Below are 18,394 nucleotides of genomic sequence, written 5' to 3' on the forward strand. Positions count from 1 at the left end.
ACGAAACGGGCCGGCATGGCCGGCCCGTTTTTTGCCACGCGATAACGCGTCGACTCAATGGATTTTTTCCAACAGGGTCCTCGCCACATCTTTCTGCATTTGGCTGCCTTCGTGCATGACTTCTTCCAGCATGGCGCGTGCACCGTCCGGATCACCCATGTCGAGATAAGCGCGCGCAAGATCGAGTTTGGTGTCGACCGGATCGTCATGCAGTTCGCCAAAAGCATCGTGCTCGGCGTGCATGGCGGGCGATGCTTCTTCGGTCGGCTCCTCGAACTTCCAGGTCGAAATCGGCTCCTCCGACGGCTCTTTAGCTTTCACAGGTGTGGGAGCTGCCGCGGGTGGCACAGGGTCGGCATGCGGCGTCAGGTCGAAATCGAAGTGGTATTCGCTGACTGTGGACGATTTTGCCGGCGCGTTCTTGGGCGCAGCCGCCGAAGCTTCTTCGGCACGGGTGGCATAGTTGTCCAGATCGAAATGATGCAATGGCGCCTCATCATGCGCAGACGACGCCGTGGCCGAGGCGAACAACGGGTGCCCCGGTGCCAGGTCCTCTCCCATATGCACCACATCCTGCCACTCCGGCTGGTCCGGATCGGTGATGTGGGCGTGCATGGCTTCGGCCGCCGCTTCGAAATGTTCGACGTCGCGTCGGCTGTAATACAGGCTGACCAGTTCGAGATGCAAACCGATGTCATCCGGCTGCTCGGCAAGTTGATCAAGCAGCTCGTCCTGGTCGGGATCGGAGCCGCCAGCCGGGTGATCGAGTCCATCCACATCCACAGTGCCAAAACGATCGGCGAGTGAACCACCGGGGGCGCCTGCGTCGGCTTTCGATTTCTTGCCTGCACCCGCTTTACCGCGACGTGCCAGCAAGCCCAGCAATAGCAAAACGATCACACCGCCGCCTGCCGCCCAAGCCCAGGTCTGCATGAACCAGGGTTCTTCCGCTGCGGGGTGGATCGGCGCATGCCGTGGTGCAGTTGCCAAGGGCTTTGCCGGGCTCTTCAAGGGAGCAGTGACGGCTGGCGCATGCGCAGCCGTGGAAGCGCTTGCAAGCGACGTGGCCGGCTTGGGCGCCGAGGCGGCCGATGCAACGGCGGGGGCTGAAACCGGCTTTACCTGCGCAGGCGCGGAAGCCTCGGCAGCGGGCGCGGTCTTGTTGGCGGCTTTGGCGATGGGTGCCGGTGGCATGCCCGCCGCTTTCCGTGCCGCGGAAAGCTGTTTTTGCAGGTCAGCGATTTCGTCGTCCTTGAGCGAAAGCAAACGTTGATTCTTGCTATTGATGTCCTCCAGATCCTTCAAGCGGGACTTCAACTCATTGCTCTGCTGCTGCAATGAGGCGAGCATTTCCTGGCTGCGCTGCAGTTCCTGGCGAATGCCGGCGCCGCCCTTGCTGCCGTTCGATCCGCCGGCGGTTTGTCCTGCGCTACCCGGCGGCACCAACTCGAGCCTGTCGGCATGGCTGTTTGCCGTGGGTGCCACCGACGTGCTTTCGCGCGTTCCGCCAGCAGCCACCGCTACGGGTGAAGGCACGTTGCCATTGCGCCAATCGCTGTTCTGCTGACGTACTGCCGCCGCCGCTGCTGCGACAGCCGTGGCCATTGCGTCGTCGCGTGACGGCACGCGAAGAATCGCTCCTGCCTTCAAAGCATTGATGTTGTCCCGATAGAACGCATCCGGATTGGCCGCCTTGAGGGCAAGCATCATCTGGTCGATATCGACACCGCTCGGTGTGACCTGTTCGGCGATATGCGAGAGCGTGGAGCCCCTGGCTACCGGACCGATCTGGCCGCTGTTCGCCTCCACAGCGCTGACACGGTGCGTCTGCTGGGGTGAAGGTACGCTCGCGGTCGCTGCTGGCGAAGTCGCTGTGCTCGCGGTCGAGCGATGGCGAACCGGTGCGCTGCTTACGGGTGCCTGGGCGATCTTGCTCGGAGGATCGAGCAGGATAGCGAACTCGCGCACCGTGCTGCCGGTATTGCTGTTAACTTCAACCAGCAGATCGAGATAAGGGTCATCGACGACGGAGTTACTGGTGACGCGGATGACCTTATGTCCATGATCATCCACCACGTTGAATTGCAAAGGGATGCTCGGGCGCTGACCACCCGCCTTGACGAAGGCGTCGTTGGGCGCCAGTTGGGCGCTGAGGCTCTGTAGTTCAGCCTGTGTGGCATGCGTTACGGGGATGTCGACTAGCAGGGGCTGCCCTAGCGCAGACCTTACATGCGCTTGCCCCAGTTCAACGGCTGCCGCCTGACTGCTGCCCAGTGCAAGCGCCATCAGTATCGACAGCTTCAACGAACGATTCATCGCGTGCTCCCCCGAGACAACTCGGACGCTTTACCTAAAAGGCACCGCAGCTTGCGGCGCCTTTCTCCTGAAAGGCGTCACTTTAGTTAGATAAACGTCAATCAACAATACCAGATTTATCCGGCAGACCCTTTTCAACCATGTTTTTTTGCCCAGCGTGACGGCCGTCAATGCCCGGGCACTGGCGCGGCCGGAGTCCCCTGCACCGCCTGCAACTGTTTGCGCAATTCGGCAATAGTACGATCCTGCTGTCGCAGTCGCTCTGCCGCGGTCTGACTTGCGGACTCCTGTTGGCTCACATCTTTCTGCAACCGATCGATTTCGGCCTGGTTCTGGGCAACACGCCGTTGCAATGGGGTTACCGACTTGGCGTGGGTTGTGTCTGCAGAATGGGAGTCCGCACCCACGGCGGCCAGGGAAATCAGCATGCCACCCAGGAAGACCAGGCCGATATGTCGCATTACAAATAATCCTCGATCAGCAACTCGGCGATCTGCACGGCATTGAGCGCCGCACCCTTGCGGATGTTGTCGGCCACGACCCAAAGGTCCAGGCCACGGTCATGCGAGATGTCCTCGCGGATGCGCCCAACGAAGACCGGATCCTGGCCTGCCGCATCGCCGACAGGAGTGGGATAGCCGCCTGGCTTGCGTTCGTCCTGCACTACCACACCCGCGGCGCTTTCCAGCAACTCACGCGCCTGCTCCGCTGTGAGCTTATCGCGCGTCTCGATGTGCACGGCCTCGGCATGGCCGTAGAACACTGGCACGCGCACTGCGGTGGGATTCACCTGTATGGATTCATCCTCCAGGATCTTGCGTGTTTCCCACACCATCTTCATTTCTTCCTTGGTGTAACCGTTCGACTGAAATTCGTCGATGTGGGGAATGACATTGAACGCAATCTGCTTGGGGAACTTGGCCTTTTCCACATCCTGGAAATTGAGCAGTGCGGCAGTCTGCTTGCCTAGTTCCTCCATACCCGAGCGGCCTGCGCCCGATACCGATTGATAGGTCGCCACGTTGATCCGTTCGATACCTACAGCGCGATGGATCGGCGCGAGGGCCACCAGCATCTGCATGGTGGAGCAATTGGGATTGGCGATGATGCCGCGCTGCGTGTACTGCGCGATGGCGTGAGGATTGACTTCACTCACCACGAGAGGGATATCGTCCTGGTAGCGAAACTCGGATGTATTGTCGATGACTACCGCACCGGCGGCAGCAGCACGCGGCGCATGCACCCGGCTAACGGAACCACCGGCCGAGAAGAAAGCGATATCCACGCCGCTGAAGTCATACTCGTCCAGATTCCGCACCGTGACCTGTTTGCCGCCGAACGCCACTTTGCTGCCCGCCGAGCGCTCGCTGGCCAGTGGCACTAGTTCGCTGACCGGGAACTCGCGTTCTGCCAGGATGCTCAGCAGAGTCTCGCCGACGGCACCGGTGGCGCCCACCATGGCCACCTTGTAGCTGCTCTTCTTACTCATTTCAGGTCACTTTGATTAGGGGTTTGAAAGATGCCGGTCAGGCGTCCGATACCCCGGCCGGGGAATCTAGCCCGCATGGCATGCGAACAACATGGTTCATCACTACGGACGTGAGGCACATCACATTTCATTGAGATCGGGCTCTCCGGACCTCGGGATTGAGCAACGACGGCGGGTGCCCTGCGTGGGGGCCATATCCCAACGCAGCGAGCAGATTGTCCGCCGCCAGCCGGGCCATGGCCCGGCGCGTCTCGGCGCTGGCGCTGGCGATGTGCGGGCTAAGCACGGCATTGTCGAGTTCAAGCAAGGCAGGATGAACGGCAGGCTCGCCTTCGAACACGTCGAGTCCTGCGGCGGCCAGCCGCCCTTCCCTTAGCGCAACGGCCAATGCCGCGTCATCGACGATGCCGCCACGAGCGATGTTCACCAGCACGGCAGTCGGCTTCATCCGCGCCAACTCATCCGCTCCGATGGCGTGATGATTTTGGGCGCTATAGGGGAGCACCAGCACCAAATGATCCGCACGGCGAAGCAGGTCGCCCTTCTCCACCCAGGAGGCTTTGCAATCGCGCTCGATAACTTGCGGCAATTGGGAACGATTGTGGTAGATCACCGGCATATCGAAGCCGGCAGCGCGGCGCGCAACGGCCTGCCCGATGCGCCCCATGCCGAGGATACCCAGGGTCTTGCCATGGACATCCACACCAAGCCAATCGTCGAAACGCATGCCTCCCTGCCAATGCCCCGCACGCAACCAGCGTTCGGCGCCACTCACACGACGGGCGGCAGCCAAAAGTAGCGCCCATGCGTAATCGGCCGTGGTTTGGGTCAGCACATCCGGCGTATTTGTGGCGAGAATCCCTGCAGCGCTCAAAGCTGCGAGATCGAGATTGTTGTAGCCGACACCGAGATTAGCGACGGCTCGCAACCGCTGGTTGCCCGCCAGCACATCCGCGGAGATGCGATCGCTCAGACCGATGATGGCGCCATCCACCTCGGCTAAATGGTTGCGGAGTTGCTCCGGCGTATGGCGGCGCTCCTCCGTTTCGGCACGCACGCTCACATATTCCGCCAAGGCGGCCAGTACTTCGGGAAACAGAGGGCGTGAAACCCAGACGCTGTGCTGCTTGCTCATGACGATCTACTACCGTGAAGATACTCGCTACCGCCACGCCACGTCTCTGCGACGGGCACCTCGTTCCATCAGGGGATGCGAGGTTTTATCTCGCCCACGTCGCCGCACTGGGCCCGGTGGCGCAAGGCGTGATCCATCAATACCAGCGCCATCATCGCTTCGGCGATGGGAGTGGCGCGAATACCGACGCAAGGATCATGGCGCCCCTTGGTGACGACTTCGACGGGTTCGCCTGCCCGATTCACGCTATGGCCGGGAATCAAAATGCTTGAAGTAGGCTTGAGCGCCATCGAGGCGCGCACAACCTGTCCCGTACTGATGCCGCCCAGGATGCCACCCGCATGATTGGACGTAAAGCCGTCCATCTGCATTTCATCGCGATGCTGGCTACCCTGCTGGGTGACAACGTCGAAGCCATCGCCGATTTCCACGCCCTTCACCGCGTTGATCGACATCAGTGCGGCGGCAAGATCACCGTCCAGCTTGCCGTAGATGGGCTCGCCCCAGCCGGGCGGGACACCCACGGCCTCGACATTCACGCGCGCGCCGACCGAATCGCCGGATTTGCGCAGGGCGTCCATGTATTTCTCCAATGCCGGCACCTGGGGCTCATGCGGCCAGAAAAACGGGTTGCGCTCGACCGCCATCCAATCGAACCCTTCCGGAACCACTTCGCCTAATTGAGCGAGATATCCACGCACATGCACGCCATGCCGCTGAGCAAGCCACTTTTTGGCAAGCACGGCAGCCGCCACCCGCATGGTCGTTTCACGTGCGGACGAACGCCCGCCTCCACGCGGATCGCGGATACCGTATTTCTGCCAGTAGGTGTAATCGGCATGGCCGGGGCGAAAGGTCTCGGCAATATCACCGTAGTCCTTGCTGCGCTGATCGGTGTTGCGGATAAGCAGCGCGATCGGAGTGCCCGTGGTGTGCCCCTGGTAGACACCCGACAGGATTTCCACCTCGTCCGCTTCCCGTCGCTGCGACGTGTGGCGGCTGCGACCGGTGGCACGGCGCTCCAGGTCTGTGCGGAATGCTTCGGCCGTAATCGGCAAGCCTGGAGGGCAGCCATCGATCACGCAGCCGATGGCTGGCCCGTGGCTCTCGCCGAAGGTGGTCACAGTAAACAGCTTGCCGATGGAATTGCTGGACACGAGGAAAACCGGGGTAGCGATGGAATTGACCTAGCCTACGGCAGGATGACCCCGCATCTTGCCATGCTTTTGGGAGCTGCGCCTCTAGCCATGGATGCCAGGCAACCGTGGCGACAGCAGTCATTCCAAGCCCCCGCCGACGTCACCGCCAATCGCGCGCCAGCAGGGCGACGACCACATCATCCACCCATTCACCCCGTAATTTGTAGCACTCGCGAAAATGAGCCTCTTGGCGCATACCCAGCGAACGCATCAAAGCCGCACCGGCTGCGTTGTGGGGTCAATGCATTACTTCGGTGCGCAGCGCATCAATGCATTTACACAAAGATGCGCGGTAGTCAGCTCCATTGACGGTAACGCGACGCTACGCCGGACGACGCGCTACCGCGGCGTCGCGAATGATCTTGGCGTATTCGATCAAGTCCCGCCGCTCGATGGCAAACACGCCCATCGGACCAACCTTGAACTCGATCCAGACAAAGGGCACCTCTGGCAATAGCGCCTGCAACGCGTGCTCGCTTTCTCCCACCTCGACGATCAGCAAACCGTCTCCCGTCAGGTGGTCGGCCGCTTCATCGAGAATGCGCAAACAGATATCCAGGCCATCTTCGCCCGACGTAAGGCCTAGCTTGGGCTCATGACTGTACTCACCCGGCAGCGCCGCGTACTCATCCTCGGTGACATACGGCGGGTTGGAGACAATCAGGTCGTATTTGCGGCCTGCCACACTCGCAAACAGATCGGAGCGGATGACCTCGACCCGATCCCCCACGTGCTGAAAAGCCACATTCTCGCGCGCGAGCGACAATGCGTCTTCGCTGATATCCACAATATCTACGTGCCAGTGCGGATGATAGCCAGCCATGGCAATGCCGATGCATCCCGAACCCGTACACAGATCCAGCGCGCGCTCCACATGCCGGCCGTCCAGCCAAGGTGTAAAACCCGATTCGATGAGTTCGGCAATGGGGGAACGCGGCACGAGGGCACGCTGGTCGCTTTTGAATTTGATCCCGGCAAACCAGGTTTCGCCGACCAAATACGCCACCGGCAAGCGTTCATGGATGCGCCGCTCGATCAGATTCAGTACGCGTACCCGCTCTTCCGTGGTTAGCTTGCCCGCGCCATACGCAGGCGGAATGTCCGGCGGCAGATGCAAGCTCGCCAGTACCAGATGGGTCGCTTCATCGATGGGATTATCATGGCTATGTCCGAAAGTAAGTCCGGCCGCGGAAAAGCGGCTGGCTCCATAACGGATAAAGTCAATGATGGAAGCAAGTTCGGCAGTCACGTAAGTGCGGTCCAGCTTTGGGATCGTGAAGTATAGCGACTGCTCGCCAAGAGGCTCATGCGTCCGACGTGTTTTGTCTCCCCCTGCCTCGTTGTCACGATAGACGCCCATCGGCAGGCACTCAAGCCGCCTCGCCGCCAGTTGGCCCGTAGAACACGATCCAGGCACTGAAATCCCTGCTGAAGTCTTCGAAGTGATGAGGCGTCCCGGCAGGCACAAACAACAATTCGCCAGGACCGAAAGCCTGCCTGGTATCGCCACACACGAAGTGGCCGCGACCGGCGATCACTACGCACACCTCATCGCGGCGGTGTGGCGATTGGGTGTCGATGCCGCAAGGCTGGAAGATATCCACTTCCAGCGAGCCATGCTTAAACACACCCATTTCCGTCTTCCTTGACTGGTCGAGTGCGGCCAGTGCGCTGACCGGTGTCATTCTCTGATGCATGAGACCTCCTCGAAGCGGTGTCCGCTTCCTCTGGAATCCCTTCGTTTTCCTTATACTTCCCAGATGACTTTCAAGGTATTCCTGCAATACATCCTTCCGCACCGGGCGCTCTCCCGCGTGGTCTATTGGGCTACGCGCTGGACATTCGTTCCCTGGAAGAATTTTCTGGTGAGCCAGATCGTGCGCCGCTATCAGGTCGATATGACCGAAGCAGCGCAGCCGGATCCGTTCGCCTATTCCCACTTCAATGCGTTCTTTACACGCAAGTTGCGCCCTGAAGCTCGTAAGCCCGATGCCGATCCCTTCGCCCTGCTATCGCCGGCGGATGGACGCATCAGTCAAGCAGGCCCTGTTATCGACGGACGCATTTTCCAGGCCAAAGGCCAGGACTACACGGCGGCGGAATTATTGGGCGATGAAAGTGCCGCCGAGCCTTACCGAAACGGGCGCTTTGTCACTATCTATCTGTCACCGCGCGACTACCACCGAGTGCACATGCCTTTGCGCGGCACACTGAAAGAAACGGTGCATATCCCGGGGCGCATTTTCAGCGTGGCCCCTTTTGCCGTGGATGCCATACCGCGCTTGTTCGCGCGCAATGAGCGATTGGTATGCCACTTCGAAAGCGAGCGAGGTCCGTTCGTCGTCGTGATGGTGGGCGCTATTTTGGTGTCGTCGATTGCGACGGTCTGGGACGGGCTCGTCATCCCTCCCTACGCACCATCGATCCGACGCAAATCGTTCGCGGAACAAACCATCACCCTGGAACGCTTCGGGGAGATGGCGCGCTTCAACATGGGCTCGACCGTTATCATCCTGCTGCCCGAAGGTATGACCGAACTGGATGCGCTCACTGCCCAGCAAGTTATTCAGGTTGGCCAGCGATTAGGTGAACTGCATCACACTTGATGCGCTATGGCAGCGTTCGCAGCAGGCCAAATTCGCCGCACTTTGACATTTGTCGTCATTTTGTGACGTTTTCGGCGCATCACGGCGTGGCGCCTCGTTATCCTGCGGCTCCAATCCGTACACCCGTGCGGCTTGTCCAACGAGGGGTCACATGCAAATCGTCACCCGCCTTATCGCGATGAACCGTGCCCGGCAGTTGCAACGTCAATGGCGACAGATCGAGCGCAGCATCACCAGCCTCCCTGCACGCGCCCGCGCCAGGCTGGGCGTGATGGCACTGCGGGAAATTGGACAAGCCTCCCGCTGCGAATTCCCGCATCTATACGGAACCGCACCGGAGCATCGCTACATGCCATGGGGCCAAGGCACGGAAATCGGCTTCAACCGCGCGCAGTCGGACAATTCCGAAGTGGCCATGCGCGGTATCGCACTGTGGCTCGCCGTGGCCTATCACGAAACCAAAGATTCGCCCTATACCAGCCTGCAACCCCAACATCGCCAGTTGCTTCGCGTGCTGCGCGAATTGCGTGACATCGGCAGCGATCGAGCTGACGCCACGGCACAGTGGATGCGATCCGGCGCAGCAGCCTGATTTGGCAAGTCCCTCTCCACGCGCGTCACGCACTCGGGCGTGACCGGAGCCGCAGGAACGAAGGACGAGTAGCGAGGTCGTCATACCCCGCTTTTCTCCGTGCAGAAAAGAAGGCAGCGACGAGGCAGCTCGGCTAACCGCTCCAGGCGGCGGAATGCCAAGATGCAGCCTCGCTACTCGTCCGTCGCGCTTGATGAGGAGCCCGGCGCAGCCGGAGAAATGGGATTAACGGCAGCTGGGCAACCTAAGCACCTGCCCTATTTTCAGGTGATAGAACTTCAGATTATTCATGCGCGCCACCTCGTTCTCGCTCGCGCAACCTCCATGGCGACGCACGATGCCGCCGAGCGTGTCGCCATGCCGGACGGTGTATCGAACGACCGGATCCGGCGCGTGGGAAGGAGACGGATCCGGAAATACCGGCACTACTGCGTTATGCAGATCGCTGGCAAGAATAGGCCAGGGACCGTCCACGCAGCGCACCGCGTAGACCTGTTCCAGCAGCTTTGGCACCTGTAGCACCGCACCTACCGGTTGCTCCTGCTGCGGATCCAGACGCGGATTAAGGTTGCGCAACGTTCTGAACCAGCCATCAGGCATATCGCCCGCCGAACCCAGGCACACTGTCAGCTCAGATAGCGACGCAGCGCGCTTGAGTGTGATGTCGCCAGACTCTCCATTGACGCGTGGAAAACGTAGGTTGTAGCTGTCTGGATGCAAGAAGAGCCACGCTGCCGCCAACACTTCCGGCACGTAATCGCGCGTCTCCTGGGACAGCTGCCCGTAAATGCGCGGGTCATAGAAACTCACCGACGTGTCATCGCCAACTAACCTGCGCATCCGCCCCTCGCCACCGTTATAGGCAGCGAGAGTGAGTTCAAGGTTATCGTTGAAAACCTTCAATTGCTCATTGATGTATTCGGCGTTGGCGCGTGCAGCCTGGGTGGGATCGAAACGCATGTCGAAACCATCCTGGTCACTCAGGCCGAAACGCAAGCCGGTGGCATACATGAATTGCAGCGGGCCCGCGGCGCCAGAACGTGAAACCGCATGCACCTTGCCGCCCGACTCCTTGGCCAAAATACCGAACAGCAGCGCCTCGGGCAGTCCCTGCTCCTGATACTGCGGCCACATCTCATGGCGCAGGTATTCATAATTGATGTACGCATCCATCAAATTGCCGCGCCACTGAGTGAGCCACATTTCCAGCGCGGCCTTCACCGGCCCGTTCATGGCAATGAGTTCGGAAAGTTGGTGGCCGCGCAGAAGCGTTACGCTACGCTGCGCTTCCGGCAAACTGCTTGCTCCCGCTTGTCCGACTATCGGCGCCAGCGCGGGCTCTCCAGTCGCCTCGTCCGGCGTTTCGTCACCGATAAAGCTGCCATCCTTCAGACGCAGCAGATGATCGAACACGGAAAAGAAGCGCTGCGGGTCGCAACCCGGCGTATTGCCGCATCGCGCCGCAGCATCCTTCAACTGATCGAGCGAGCCGTCCAGCGTCTTCTGCGCGGCCTGCAGATCACCGGCGCGCGTCTGCTGCAGGGCCGTCTCATAGCTCTGGCTGGCCTGGTCCAGCTGGTTGTAGAGCACCGTGACGGATGCTGGCGTTGGCTTGGCTTGGCCGCCATTGGACGCGCAAGCAGCCAGTTGCATCACTGCCGCCACCAACGAAACCATACGAAGGGAACGAAAATCGGCTCGATTAGGCATGCGGACTGCACCTGCTGATGGCGCAACTCTCGGATTGCGCGGACTGACTAAAAATATCTGCATTCAATACGGCGCGGCCGCATCGTTACAATTGGACCCCACCCCGGAGGTCTTCATGCCAGACATTTGCTTTGAACGCAACAGCAAGGCACCCACAAGATTGAGTGTTTTACCGTCATGACTCGCTGGCGCCCGCCTGCTCCGCGCTCCACCGCCATCATCACGCGCGATGGTTTTGAAAGGCTCAAAAGCGAGCTGGATCATCTCTGGCACACGCTTCGCCCCGACGTGGTGAAAGCGCTTGCCGCTGCCGCGGCGGAAGGCGATCGCTCGGAAAACGCCGAATACACTTATCGCAAGAAGCAGCTCGGCGAAATCGACCGCCGCGTGCGTTACCTCAGCAAACGCATCCCCTCGCTCAAAGTGGCTGAAGGTGCTCCCGCCGATCGAGAGACCGTGTTCTTCGGTGCGGTGATCGAAGTGGAAAACATTGCAAGCGGCGAAACTAGCCGCTACCGCATCGTCGGGCCCGATGAAACCGATGCAAAACGCGGCTGGATCAGCATCGATTCGCCTCTGGCCCGCGCCGTACTAAAGAAAAAGATCGATGACGAGTTCGATGCCGAGCTTCCCGGCGGGCGCTCGCGTTTCGTAGTCATTGCAGTGGAATACGCGGAAGTGTAGTTGCGCAGCATGGTCAGCGCAGCGCCAAAATACAGCCGCGCCGGCAACTTCCCAGCTATGGATGCCCTTTGGCTACGATGACGGTTCCCACGGAATCAATCCATGTATAACGGCACCGGATAATGCCGGCCTTCGCGCAAAGGCCGATAGCATGCTGCGTCGCGATGAAACGCTTCATCACCGTTGGCAGGATGCCAACCGGGAATACCTGATAGCGGCAACGGACGCAGCTCCTGCGGATCACGCAACCAACGCCCTTCCGCAATGGCTTTCGCACAACACAACACGGCATCGCCGCCGCCTGCTTCACCGGCCATGACCGCCAGCGCTTTGCCAATAAGCAGTTTTTCATGCGTCAAGGCGTGTTCAAGCAAGGCATGACCGAATACCTGCACGGCGATCGATCCATCGCTCCATGCCGCACGGCGGCGCCAGAACAACCCATGCCAATCATGCCGATCCCATAGTTCAAGCAAGTTCGGATCGCGGATCGTCACGATGACGCCAGCTTCGTCGAAATGCGTCTGCGCACATTGCGGACGCGAACGCTCGCTCCGGCCGAAGCGTGCCACATCCGCCACCTGTTGGCGGTTGAGTGCACGTTTCAGTTGCGGATAACGAAGCCAGACCATCGCGTTAAAGAGGTCATGCCAATTGGCTTCGCGCGTGGCAATCAGACCGCGATCAGCAATGCGCTCTTCGTAGTGCAGACCGTCTTCGAGCAGTTCGACGGTTTGCGCAACGAAGCGCTCCTGCGCGTCGAACGACCAGTGTGCATTAAGCTCGCCAATGGAAGGCCAATGCTCACCTTGCATCCAATCGGCATATTCGCGCCAATCGCTCAGTGGCGCCAACGCAAAAACCGCCGGATCGACAGCATTTCGCGCTGGCGCGACGTAGCGCATGCCACGTCGCGCCTCAGTTCACCCAATGGGCGTGCAGATCGTGCTCGTCCGCCGCTTCCACGACAACGTCGACGAATTGCCCCGGCTTAAGCAACTGGCCATTGGCAATATGTACCATGCCGTCGATTTCCGGCGCATCAGCGGAGGAACGCGCACGCGCCCCCTCGTCGCTGACTTCGTCCACCAGCACTTTGATAGTGCGACCGACCTTGCGCTGCAACTTGACGGCTGAGATCTCGGCCTGCACCGCCATGAATTGTTCCAGGCGATCTTCCTTCAACTCTTCCGATACGGGATCAGGCAACTCGTTCGCTTTGGCGCCGTCTACCGGGGAATACGTGAATGCTCCAACGCGATCCAACTCCGCCTCTCGCAGAAAATCGAGCAGCTCTTCGAACTCGGCATCGGTTTCGCCAGGAAAACCGACGATGAAAGTACTGCGCAACGTAAGCTCAGGTACCTGCTTGCGCCAGTTCTGTATACGCTCCAGCGTCTTGTCGATGTTGCCAGGCCGCTTCATCAGCTTCAGGATGCGCGGACTAGCATGCTGGAATGGAATATCGAGATACGGAAGGACTTTGCCCTCTGCCATCAGGGGCATGATTTCGTCCACGTGCGGATACGGATACACGTAGTGCAGTCGCGTCCAGACGCCGAGCTCGGACAAACCCTCTCCAAGCTCTGTCATACGCGTGCGGTAGTTCTTTTCGCGCCACGTGCGTTCGGCATATTTCAGGTCCACGCCGTAGGCGCTGGTGTCCTGTGAAATCACCAGCAGCTCTTTTACGCCGCCTTTGACCAGGCGCTCGGCCTCGATCAACACCTCATCCACCGGGCGCGAAACCAGATCGCCGCGCATCGACGGAATGATGCAGAAGCTACAACGGTGATTGCAACCTTCCGAGATCTTCAAATACGCGTAATGCTTCGGCGTGAGTTTGACCCCTGTGTCCGGAATGATATCCAGCAGCGGATTGCGCTTGGGCGGAAGCGCCGCATGCACCGCGTTCATCACGCTGCCGTAGTCCTGCGGACCAGTAATGGCCAGGACATCGGGATACGCTTCGCGGATCAACTCCGAGCGCTTGCCCAGACAGCCGGTCACGATTACCTTTCCGTTCTCATGCAGGGCTTCGCCGATCGCATCCAGCGATTCCTGCACGGCAGCGTCGATAAAGCCACAGGTATTTACCACCACCGCGTCGGCAGCGTCGTAACTGGGCACGATTTCGTAACCCTCGACCTTGAGCTGGGTGAGGATGCGTTCGGAGTCGACCAGCGCCTTGGGGCAGCCGAGGCTCACGAAACCGATTTTCTGGGTGGCCTTGGACATAAAGGGGCCGTCAATGAATAGGTAAACGATGAATTATAGCGGGAACCCGGTGGGAGAATGGGTGTAGGCCTACCCCACTAAGCCAGTTCTACAAGCGCCTCACACCGTCATGTCCTACTGAACGCCGCCCTGCTCTTAGAATCGCCGGATATCTCGGCAGGAGCATCCCATGGGCAAGCACATCACCATCCCTACCCGCGGCACGCAATGCATTGGCGCTTATGTAGCCGAAGCACCAGGAAAACCCAAAGGCGGCCTGGTGGTGATCCAGGAGATATTCGGCGTCACTGCGCATATCCGCACCGTAGCCGACCGCTTTGCCGCGGTCGGCTATACAGCCATTGCGCCTGCCTTCTTCGATCACCTTGAGACAGACGTCGAGCTGGATTACTCGGATAGCGGCATGGCCCGCGGGAGACAGCTGGTCGGGGAACTGGGACTTGACCGCGCCGTGGAGGATGTCGCCAGCGCTGCTGAAGCGATTGCATCGGCGGGCAACATCGGTACTGTCGGCTATTGCTGGGGCGGCACGGTGGCATTGCTCTCCGCTATTCGCCTTGGCCTGCCATCCGCGAGCTATTACGGCGCGCGCAATGCTCCGTTCCTGGGTGAAAAGCTCAAGGCGCCGGTGATGTTCCACTTCGGCGAGAAAGATGCGTCTATCCCCGCTGACATGGTAGCGAAGCACCGCGAGATGCTTCCGGATATGGACGTCTATGTCTATCCCGGCGCGGGACATGCTTTCAATCGCGACATCGACCCAAGTCATTACCACAAGGAAAGCGCAGAGCTTGCCTGGAAACGCACGCTAGCCTTTTTCGACAAGCATCTGGCCAACGCATGACGCTCTGCGAATTCGCTCTCGATCCGCGCCTGCAGGCAGACACACGGCATGTCATCTCGCTGCCTCTCTGCGAGGTATTGCTCATGAACGATGCGCGCTATGCATGGCTGATCCTGGTGCCCAGGCATCCTGGCGCCACGGAAATCCTGGACTTGCCCGTCGATGCACAAGCTGCGCTTTGGCAAGAGATCAACCGCGTTGCTACGGCGCTACGTGCGTCCATGCCTTGCGACAAACTCAACATCGGGGCACTGGGCAACATCGTGAGGCAGCTTCACGTCCATGTCATCGCGCGCAGAGAAGGCGATGCTGCGTGGCCTGGCCCCGTATGGGGACATAGTCGCGCAGAGCCTTATTCAATCGAAAAGGGACAAAAGCGATTGCAACAACTACGCGACGCTATCCACGCTGCCCAAGGCAATTGAAGGCCGTAACTTTAACCATAAAAAAGCGCCCGCCATACGGCGGGCGTTTTATAAAACCGGATGGTCGCAATCAGTGACCACCGCCAGGAGAACCGCCTGAAGACGCATCCCCATAAGGTTTGCCGCTGGCATCTTGAGAAGTATCGCTGCTCGGCGCAGAGGCGGGTGCATGATAATCCTCGAGCGCACGCGCCTTGGTATCGATCGGATTGATGCGCGCCAGCTTGCCGCCATCGTCGTAATAGGCGACGAATCCGTAATCGAGTTCCAGACGCGCCATGTACTGCAGATGCTGCTTGCGGATCTTGGAATCATCGCTGGGCAGCAGCAGCACCGTCTTGGGCAACCTGCCCGTGTCTTTCAGATAAGCGAAATGACTACCTGCATCCAGTGCGGAAACGACAGCGCCATCGATCAAGAACTGACCGCTCTTGTAGGCCTGCATCGTCATATCGAACTGGCTCTGTACCTGAGTGGTCTTCACCGTGTCCCTGGTCGAGCTGCGATGGCAACCGGCAAGCACCAGCAGGCTGCCGAGCATAAGCGCCGCGACAGCGCGGGTCGACAGGGTGGAAAAACGGGTCATGCGGGTCTCCTGCAAATGTCGGTGAGGCCAGGCAAGGAAGTGTAGCGCCGCCGTACCGGGGTGGATGCAATGAATGAAAACGCGTTCAGGTACGCGGCAAGGTCACGCCCTGCTGTCCCTGATATTTACCGCCGCGGTCCTTGTAACTGGTCTCGCATTCTTCGTCGGATTCAAAAAACAGCATCTGCGCCACACCTTCGTTGGCATAGATCTTGGCCGGCAGCGGTGTGGTATTGGAAAACTCCAGCGTCACATGCCCTTCCCACTCCGGTTCCAGTGGTGTGACGTTCACAATGATGCCGCAGCGCGCATAGGTGCTCTTGCCCAGGCACACGGTGAGCACCTGCCGGGGAATGCGAAAGTACTCGACCGTGCGCGCCAGCGCGAAAGAATTGGGCGGGATGATGCAAACGTCAGCCTGCATGTCCACGAAGCTGGTCGGATCGAACGCCTTCGGATCGACGATGGTGGAATTGATGTTGGTGAAAATCTTGAACTCACGCGCGCAGCGCACGTCGTAGCCATAGCTTGACGTGCCGTACGACACCAATTTGTTGCCGTCGCGCAGCTTCACCTGCCCCGGCTCGAACGGCTCGATCATGCCGTGTTGTTCCGCCATACGGCGGATCCACCTATCGGATTTAATGCTCACGCGGACTCCGGTGCTTCAGCCGCGCCCGGATCCCCAGGGCGCAAAGCGGCAAAAATACATGGTGAATGGGCTCTTGCGCCAGATCGGCAACGGTGACTCACGATCCAGGCCAATGATTCAACCCTGCAGACAGACAGGCCAAGGCCGTATGCAGTTCCAGGCAACGATCCGGACTCGAAAGGATCTGCGCCACAGAGCAACCCGCGCCAGGCAGCGCCACGCCCAGTGGCTCCGGCGAAAGCAAACGTGCTGACATCGTTCGCAAAATCTCGCATAACGCGTCCTGGGCGTGATGCGAACCACGCGCCGAGGTATTGATCAGCAGCACCGGCTTGGCGGGAAATTCCAGGCTTGCGACCAACCAATCCAACAGATTCTTGAAAGCTCCCGGTACCCCATGGGCGTACTCCGGACAAGCGATCAGCAAGGCATCGCTGCGACCGATCTCGCTGCGCAAATCACCGACCACATCCGGGATGCCATCGTTCTCTGCATCCGGAGTAAATAGCGGTAAGGCACCGAGCCTTTCATACAACACAAGCTTCAGATGCGGTGGGGCCAATTGCTGTGCCGCAAGCAACGCAGCAGTATTGGACGAAACGCGCCGCAGGCTGCCCGACAGACCCAGCACACGCCTCGCGGCGCTCATGCGGCTGGCGTGCCCTGCACAATGATTTTGCCTAGACCGAGAGACTTGTTACGCGGCTGGCGCGCCAAACGGCCCGCCGTATTGCGGGCGACCTCGCGGTAACGCGCTGCCAGATCCGAATGAGGCATCGCCGCGACGGTAGGATTGCCGCCGTCAGCCTGCTCGCGAATGCGAATATCCAGCGGCAGCGATCCCAGGTATGGCACCTGATACTGCGCCGCCATACGCTCCCCGCCACCCGCGCCGAAGATGTGTTCCTCATGGCCGCAGTTCGTGCAGACGTGCGTCGCCATGTTTTCCACGATGCCGAGCACCGGCACTTCCACCTTCTCGAACATCTTCAAAGCCTTGCGTGCGTCCAGCAGCGCGATGTCCTGCGGCGTGGTGACGATCACCGCGCCAGCTACCGGCACCTTCTGCGACAAGGTGAGCTGGATATCACCCGTACCCGGCGGCAGATCGATGATCAGATAGTCCAGCATGTCCCAGCGCGTGTCACCGAGCAGCTGCATCATGGCCTGCGTCACCATCGGGCCGCGCCAGATCATCGGTGTTTCCTCATCGACCAGGAAGCCGATCGACATGGCCTGCAAGCCATGCGCCGCCATCGGCATAATGGTCTTGCCGTCCGGCGATTCGGGGCGGCCCTGGATGCCCAGCATGCGCGGCTGGCTGGGACCATAAATGTCTGCATCGAGAATGCCGACCTTTGCTCCTTCTGCTACCAACGCCAGTGCAAGGTTCACCGCCACCGTCGATTTACCGACGCCGCCCTTGCCGGATGCCACGGCAATGATGTTTTTCACATTGGACAACGGCGCCAGCGTGCCTTGCACTTTGTGTGCGTGGATGCGACTGCCGATCGAGATCGTGGCCGAATCGATGGCTGGGTCAACTTCCAACGCCTGCGTAAGCTGCCGCGCCAGCGCCTCGCTTGCACCCGCTGCCGGGTAGCCGAGCTGCACATCCACCGATACCCTGGCTCCATCCACGCCGACGGCGCGAATCGCCTCGGCCATGGAAGCACCGGTATGGGGATCGATAAGGTCGCCGAGAATCCGGCGCACCAAGTCTTCGTTTGCCTGCATGATAGGGAAAGAGCTCAAGTCAGAACATGCATTATGCCAGCAGAAGCCCGTCATCCATCGCCCTCATGCAATAGATGGCATACAAGCCAGCTATCAAACGCGTATGTTTGCGCAATGCAGCTTGACCCGCCCGGGGAGCGCTCGGCAGGCTCTCCATACGCCAACGTAGGGAGAGTTTTAC

General features: G+C 60.0%; 19 protein-coding genes. 5 read left to right on the top strand and 14 right to left on the bottom strand.

What is annotated here, in order from left to right; translation table 11 throughout:
• Positions 1-54 precede the first annotated feature (54 nt).
• The 7 genes from AC4HNJ_RS19355 to AC4HNJ_RS19385 form a co-directional block, all read right to left on the bottom strand.
• Positions 55-2,316, bottom strand: coding sequence for a motility hub landmark protein FimV (locus AC4HNJ_RS19355; RefSeq protein WP_490481249.1), 2,262 nt, complete (start codon positions 2,314-2,316; stop codon positions 55-57).
• A gap of 167 nt (positions 2,317-2,483) precedes the next feature.
• Positions 2,484-2,777: a hypothetical protein gene (locus AC4HNJ_RS19360; protein WP_490481250.1), complete on the bottom strand. Its 294-nt coding sequence runs from the start codon at positions 2,775-2,777 to the stop codon at positions 2,484-2,486.
• Positions 2,777-3,805, bottom strand: a complete 1,029-nt coding sequence (locus AC4HNJ_RS19365) for an aspartate-semialdehyde dehydrogenase (protein WP_490481251.1) — start codon at positions 3,803-3,805, stop codon at positions 2,777-2,779. The genes AC4HNJ_RS19360 and AC4HNJ_RS19365 overlap by 1 nt, the downstream gene beginning before the upstream one ends.
• Positions 3,806-3,932: 127 nt before the next feature.
• Positions 3,933-4,940 carry a 2-hydroxyacid dehydrogenase gene (locus AC4HNJ_RS19370; RefSeq protein ID WP_490481252.1) on the bottom strand — a complete coding sequence of 336 codons (1,008 nt, stop codon included), beginning with the start codon at positions 4,938-4,940 and terminating at the stop codon, positions 3,933-3,935.
• Between the two features lie 68 nt (positions 4,941-5,008).
• Complete coding sequence (gene aroC / locus AC4HNJ_RS19375) at positions 5,009-6,097, bottom strand: chorismate synthase (RefSeq protein WP_490481253.1); 1,089 nt, start codon at positions 6,095-6,097, stop codon at positions 5,009-5,011.
• Between the two features lie 364 nt (positions 6,098-6,461).
• On the bottom strand, positions 6,462-7,388 hold the full coding sequence (gene prmB, locus AC4HNJ_RS19380) for a 50S ribosomal protein L3 N(5)-glutamine methyltransferase (RefSeq protein WP_490481254.1): 927 nt from the start codon (positions 7,386-7,388) through the stop codon (positions 6,462-6,464).
• A 121-nt stretch (positions 7,389-7,509) separates the two neighbouring features.
• Complete coding sequence (locus tag AC4HNJ_RS19385; RefSeq protein ID WP_490481255.1) at positions 7,510-7,836, bottom strand: cupin domain-containing protein; 327 nt, start codon at positions 7,834-7,836, stop codon at positions 7,510-7,512.
• Positions 7,837-7,899: 63 nt separating this feature from the next.
• On the opposite strand from AC4HNJ_RS19385, the gene asd reads away from it, so the two are divergent.
• Positions 7,900-8,745 (top strand): archaetidylserine decarboxylase, encoded by an 846-nt coding sequence (gene asd / locus AC4HNJ_RS19390; RefSeq protein ID WP_490481256.1) that lies wholly within the window; start codon positions 7,900-7,902, stop codon positions 8,743-8,745.
• A 151-nt stretch (positions 8,746-8,896) separates the two neighbouring features.
• Entirely contained in the window at positions 8,897-9,337 is a 441-nt protein-coding gene (locus AC4HNJ_RS19395) for a hypothetical protein (RefSeq protein WP_490481257.1), read from the top strand.
• Positions 9,338-9,562: 225 nt separating this feature from the next.
• Here AC4HNJ_RS19395 and AC4HNJ_RS19400 read toward each other — a convergent pair whose 3' ends face one another.
• Entirely contained in the window at positions 9,563-11,047 is a 1,485-nt protein-coding gene (locus AC4HNJ_RS19400) for a transglycosylase SLT domain-containing protein (protein ID WP_490481258.1), read from the bottom strand.
• A 177-nt stretch (positions 11,048-11,224) separates the two neighbouring features.
• Between AC4HNJ_RS19400 and greB the strand changes: the two genes are divergently transcribed.
• Positions 11,225-11,731: a transcription elongation factor GreB gene (gene greB, locus AC4HNJ_RS19405; protein ID WP_490481259.1), complete on the top strand. Its 507-nt coding sequence runs from the start codon at positions 11,225-11,227 to the stop codon at positions 11,729-11,731.
• Between the two features lie 95 nt (positions 11,732-11,826).
• Here greB and AC4HNJ_RS19410 read toward each other — a convergent pair whose 3' ends face one another.
• Together AC4HNJ_RS19410 and rimO are read right to left on the bottom strand one after the other, a co-directional pair.
• Positions 11,827-12,636: a DUF3025 domain-containing protein gene (locus tag AC4HNJ_RS19410; protein ID WP_490481260.1), complete on the bottom strand. Its 810-nt coding sequence runs from the start codon at positions 12,634-12,636 to the stop codon at positions 11,827-11,829.
• Positions 12,637-12,649: 13 nt separating this feature from the next.
• Entirely contained in the window at positions 12,650-13,969 is a 1,320-nt protein-coding gene (rimO, locus tag AC4HNJ_RS19415) for a 30S ribosomal protein S12 methylthiotransferase RimO (RefSeq protein ID WP_490481261.1), read from the bottom strand.
• Between the two features lie 169 nt (positions 13,970-14,138).
• Here rimO and AC4HNJ_RS19420 point away from each other — a divergent pair, with 169 nt between their 5' ends.
• Positions 14,139-14,813: a dienelactone hydrolase family protein gene (locus AC4HNJ_RS19420; RefSeq protein WP_490481262.1), complete on the top strand. Its 675-nt coding sequence runs from the start codon at positions 14,139-14,141 to the stop codon at positions 14,811-14,813.
• Positions 14,810-15,238 (top strand): HIT domain-containing protein, encoded by a 429-nt coding sequence (locus AC4HNJ_RS19425; protein WP_490481263.1) that lies wholly within the window; start codon positions 14,810-14,812, stop codon positions 15,236-15,238. The genes AC4HNJ_RS19420 and AC4HNJ_RS19425 overlap by 4 nt, the downstream gene beginning before the upstream one ends.
• A 70-nt stretch (positions 15,239-15,308) precedes the next feature.
• Here the strand turns inward: AC4HNJ_RS19425 and AC4HNJ_RS19430 are convergent, their stop codons facing one another.
• The 4 genes from AC4HNJ_RS19430 to apbC all read right to left on the bottom strand — a co-directional run bounded on the left by AC4HNJ_RS19430 (position 15,309) and on the right by apbC (position 18,213).
• On the bottom strand, positions 15,309-15,824 hold the full coding sequence (locus tag AC4HNJ_RS19430; RefSeq protein ID WP_490481264.1) for a hypothetical protein: 516 nt from the start codon (positions 15,822-15,824) through the stop codon (positions 15,309-15,311).
• Positions 15,825-15,909: 85 nt separating this feature from the next.
• The gene (gene dcd, locus AC4HNJ_RS19435) at positions 15,910-16,476 is read right to left on the bottom strand and encodes a dCTP deaminase (protein ID WP_490481265.1); all 567 of its coding nucleotides are present in this window, start codon (positions 16,474-16,476) and stop codon (positions 15,910-15,912) included.
• A gap of 97 nt (positions 16,477-16,573) precedes the next feature.
• Entirely contained in the window at positions 16,574-17,125 is a 552-nt protein-coding gene (locus AC4HNJ_RS19440; protein WP_490481266.1) for an NADPH-dependent FMN reductase, read from the bottom strand.
• Positions 17,122-18,213 (bottom strand): iron-sulfur cluster carrier protein ApbC, encoded by a 1,092-nt coding sequence (apbC, locus tag AC4HNJ_RS19445; protein ID WP_490481283.1) that lies wholly within the window; start codon positions 18,211-18,213, stop codon positions 17,122-17,124. Before apbC ends, AC4HNJ_RS19440 begins: the two co-directional genes overlap by 4 nt.
• Positions 18,214-18,394 lie beyond the last annotated feature (181 nt).

It is taken from the genome of Dyella sp. SYSU CM1112 (genome assembly GCF_058216415.1).

Excerpts from the sequence above, each read along its gene's own strand:
- AC4HNJ_RS19355 (WP_490481249.1), bottom strand. The coding sequence starts at position 2,316 with ATGAATCGTTCGTTGAAGCTGTCGATACTGATGGCGCTTGCACTGGGC.
- AC4HNJ_RS19360 (WP_490481250.1), bottom strand. The coding sequence starts at position 2,777 with ATGCGACATATCGGCCTGGTCTTCCTGGGTGGCATGCTGATTTCCCTG.
- AC4HNJ_RS19365 (WP_490481251.1), bottom strand. The coding sequence starts at position 3,805 with ATGAGTAAGAAGAGCAGCTACAAGGTGGCCATGGTGGGCGCCACCGGT.
- AC4HNJ_RS19370 (WP_490481252.1), bottom strand. The coding sequence starts at position 4,940 with ATGAGCAAGCAGCACAGCGTCTGGGTTTCACGCCCTCTGTTTCCCGAA.
- AC4HNJ_RS19385 (WP_490481255.1), bottom strand. The coding sequence starts at position 7,836 with ATGCATCAGAGAATGACACCGGTCAGCGCACTGGCCGCACTCGACCAG.
- asd (WP_490481256.1), top strand. The coding sequence starts at position 7,900 with ATGACTTTCAAGGTATTCCTGCAATACATCCTTCCGCACCGGGCGCTC.
- AC4HNJ_RS19395 (WP_490481257.1), top strand. The coding sequence starts at position 8,897 with ATGCAAATCGTCACCCGCCTTATCGCGATGAACCGTGCCCGGCAGTTG.
- AC4HNJ_RS19400 (WP_490481258.1), bottom strand. The coding sequence starts at position 11,047 with ATGCCTAATCGAGCCGATTTTCGTTCCCTTCGTATGGTTTCGTTGGTG.
- greB (WP_490481259.1), top strand. The coding sequence starts at position 11,225 with ATGACTCGCTGGCGCCCGCCTGCTCCGCGCTCCACCGCCATCATCACG.
- AC4HNJ_RS19410 (WP_490481260.1), bottom strand. The coding sequence starts at position 12,636 with ATGCGCTACGTCGCGCCAGCGCGAAATGCTGTCGATCCGGCGGTTTTT.
- rimO (WP_490481261.1), bottom strand. The coding sequence starts at position 13,969 with ATGTCCAAGGCCACCCAGAAAATCGGTTTCGTGAGCCTCGGCTGCCCC.
- AC4HNJ_RS19420 (WP_490481262.1), top strand. The coding sequence starts at position 14,139 with ATGGGCAAGCACATCACCATCCCTACCCGCGGCACGCAATGCATTGGC.
- AC4HNJ_RS19425 (WP_490481263.1), top strand. The coding sequence starts at position 14,810 with ATGACGCTCTGCGAATTCGCTCTCGATCCGCGCCTGCAGGCAGACACA.
- AC4HNJ_RS19430 (WP_490481264.1), bottom strand. The coding sequence starts at position 15,824 with ATGACCCGTTTTTCCACCCTGTCGACCCGCGCTGTCGCGGCGCTTATG.
- AC4HNJ_RS19440 (WP_490481266.1), bottom strand. The coding sequence starts at position 17,125 with ATGAGCGCCGCGAGGCGTGTGCTGGGTCTGTCGGGCAGCCTGCGGCGC.
- apbC (WP_490481283.1), bottom strand. The coding sequence starts at position 18,213 with ATGCAGGCAAACGAAGACTTGGTGCGCCGGATTCTCGGCGACCTTATC.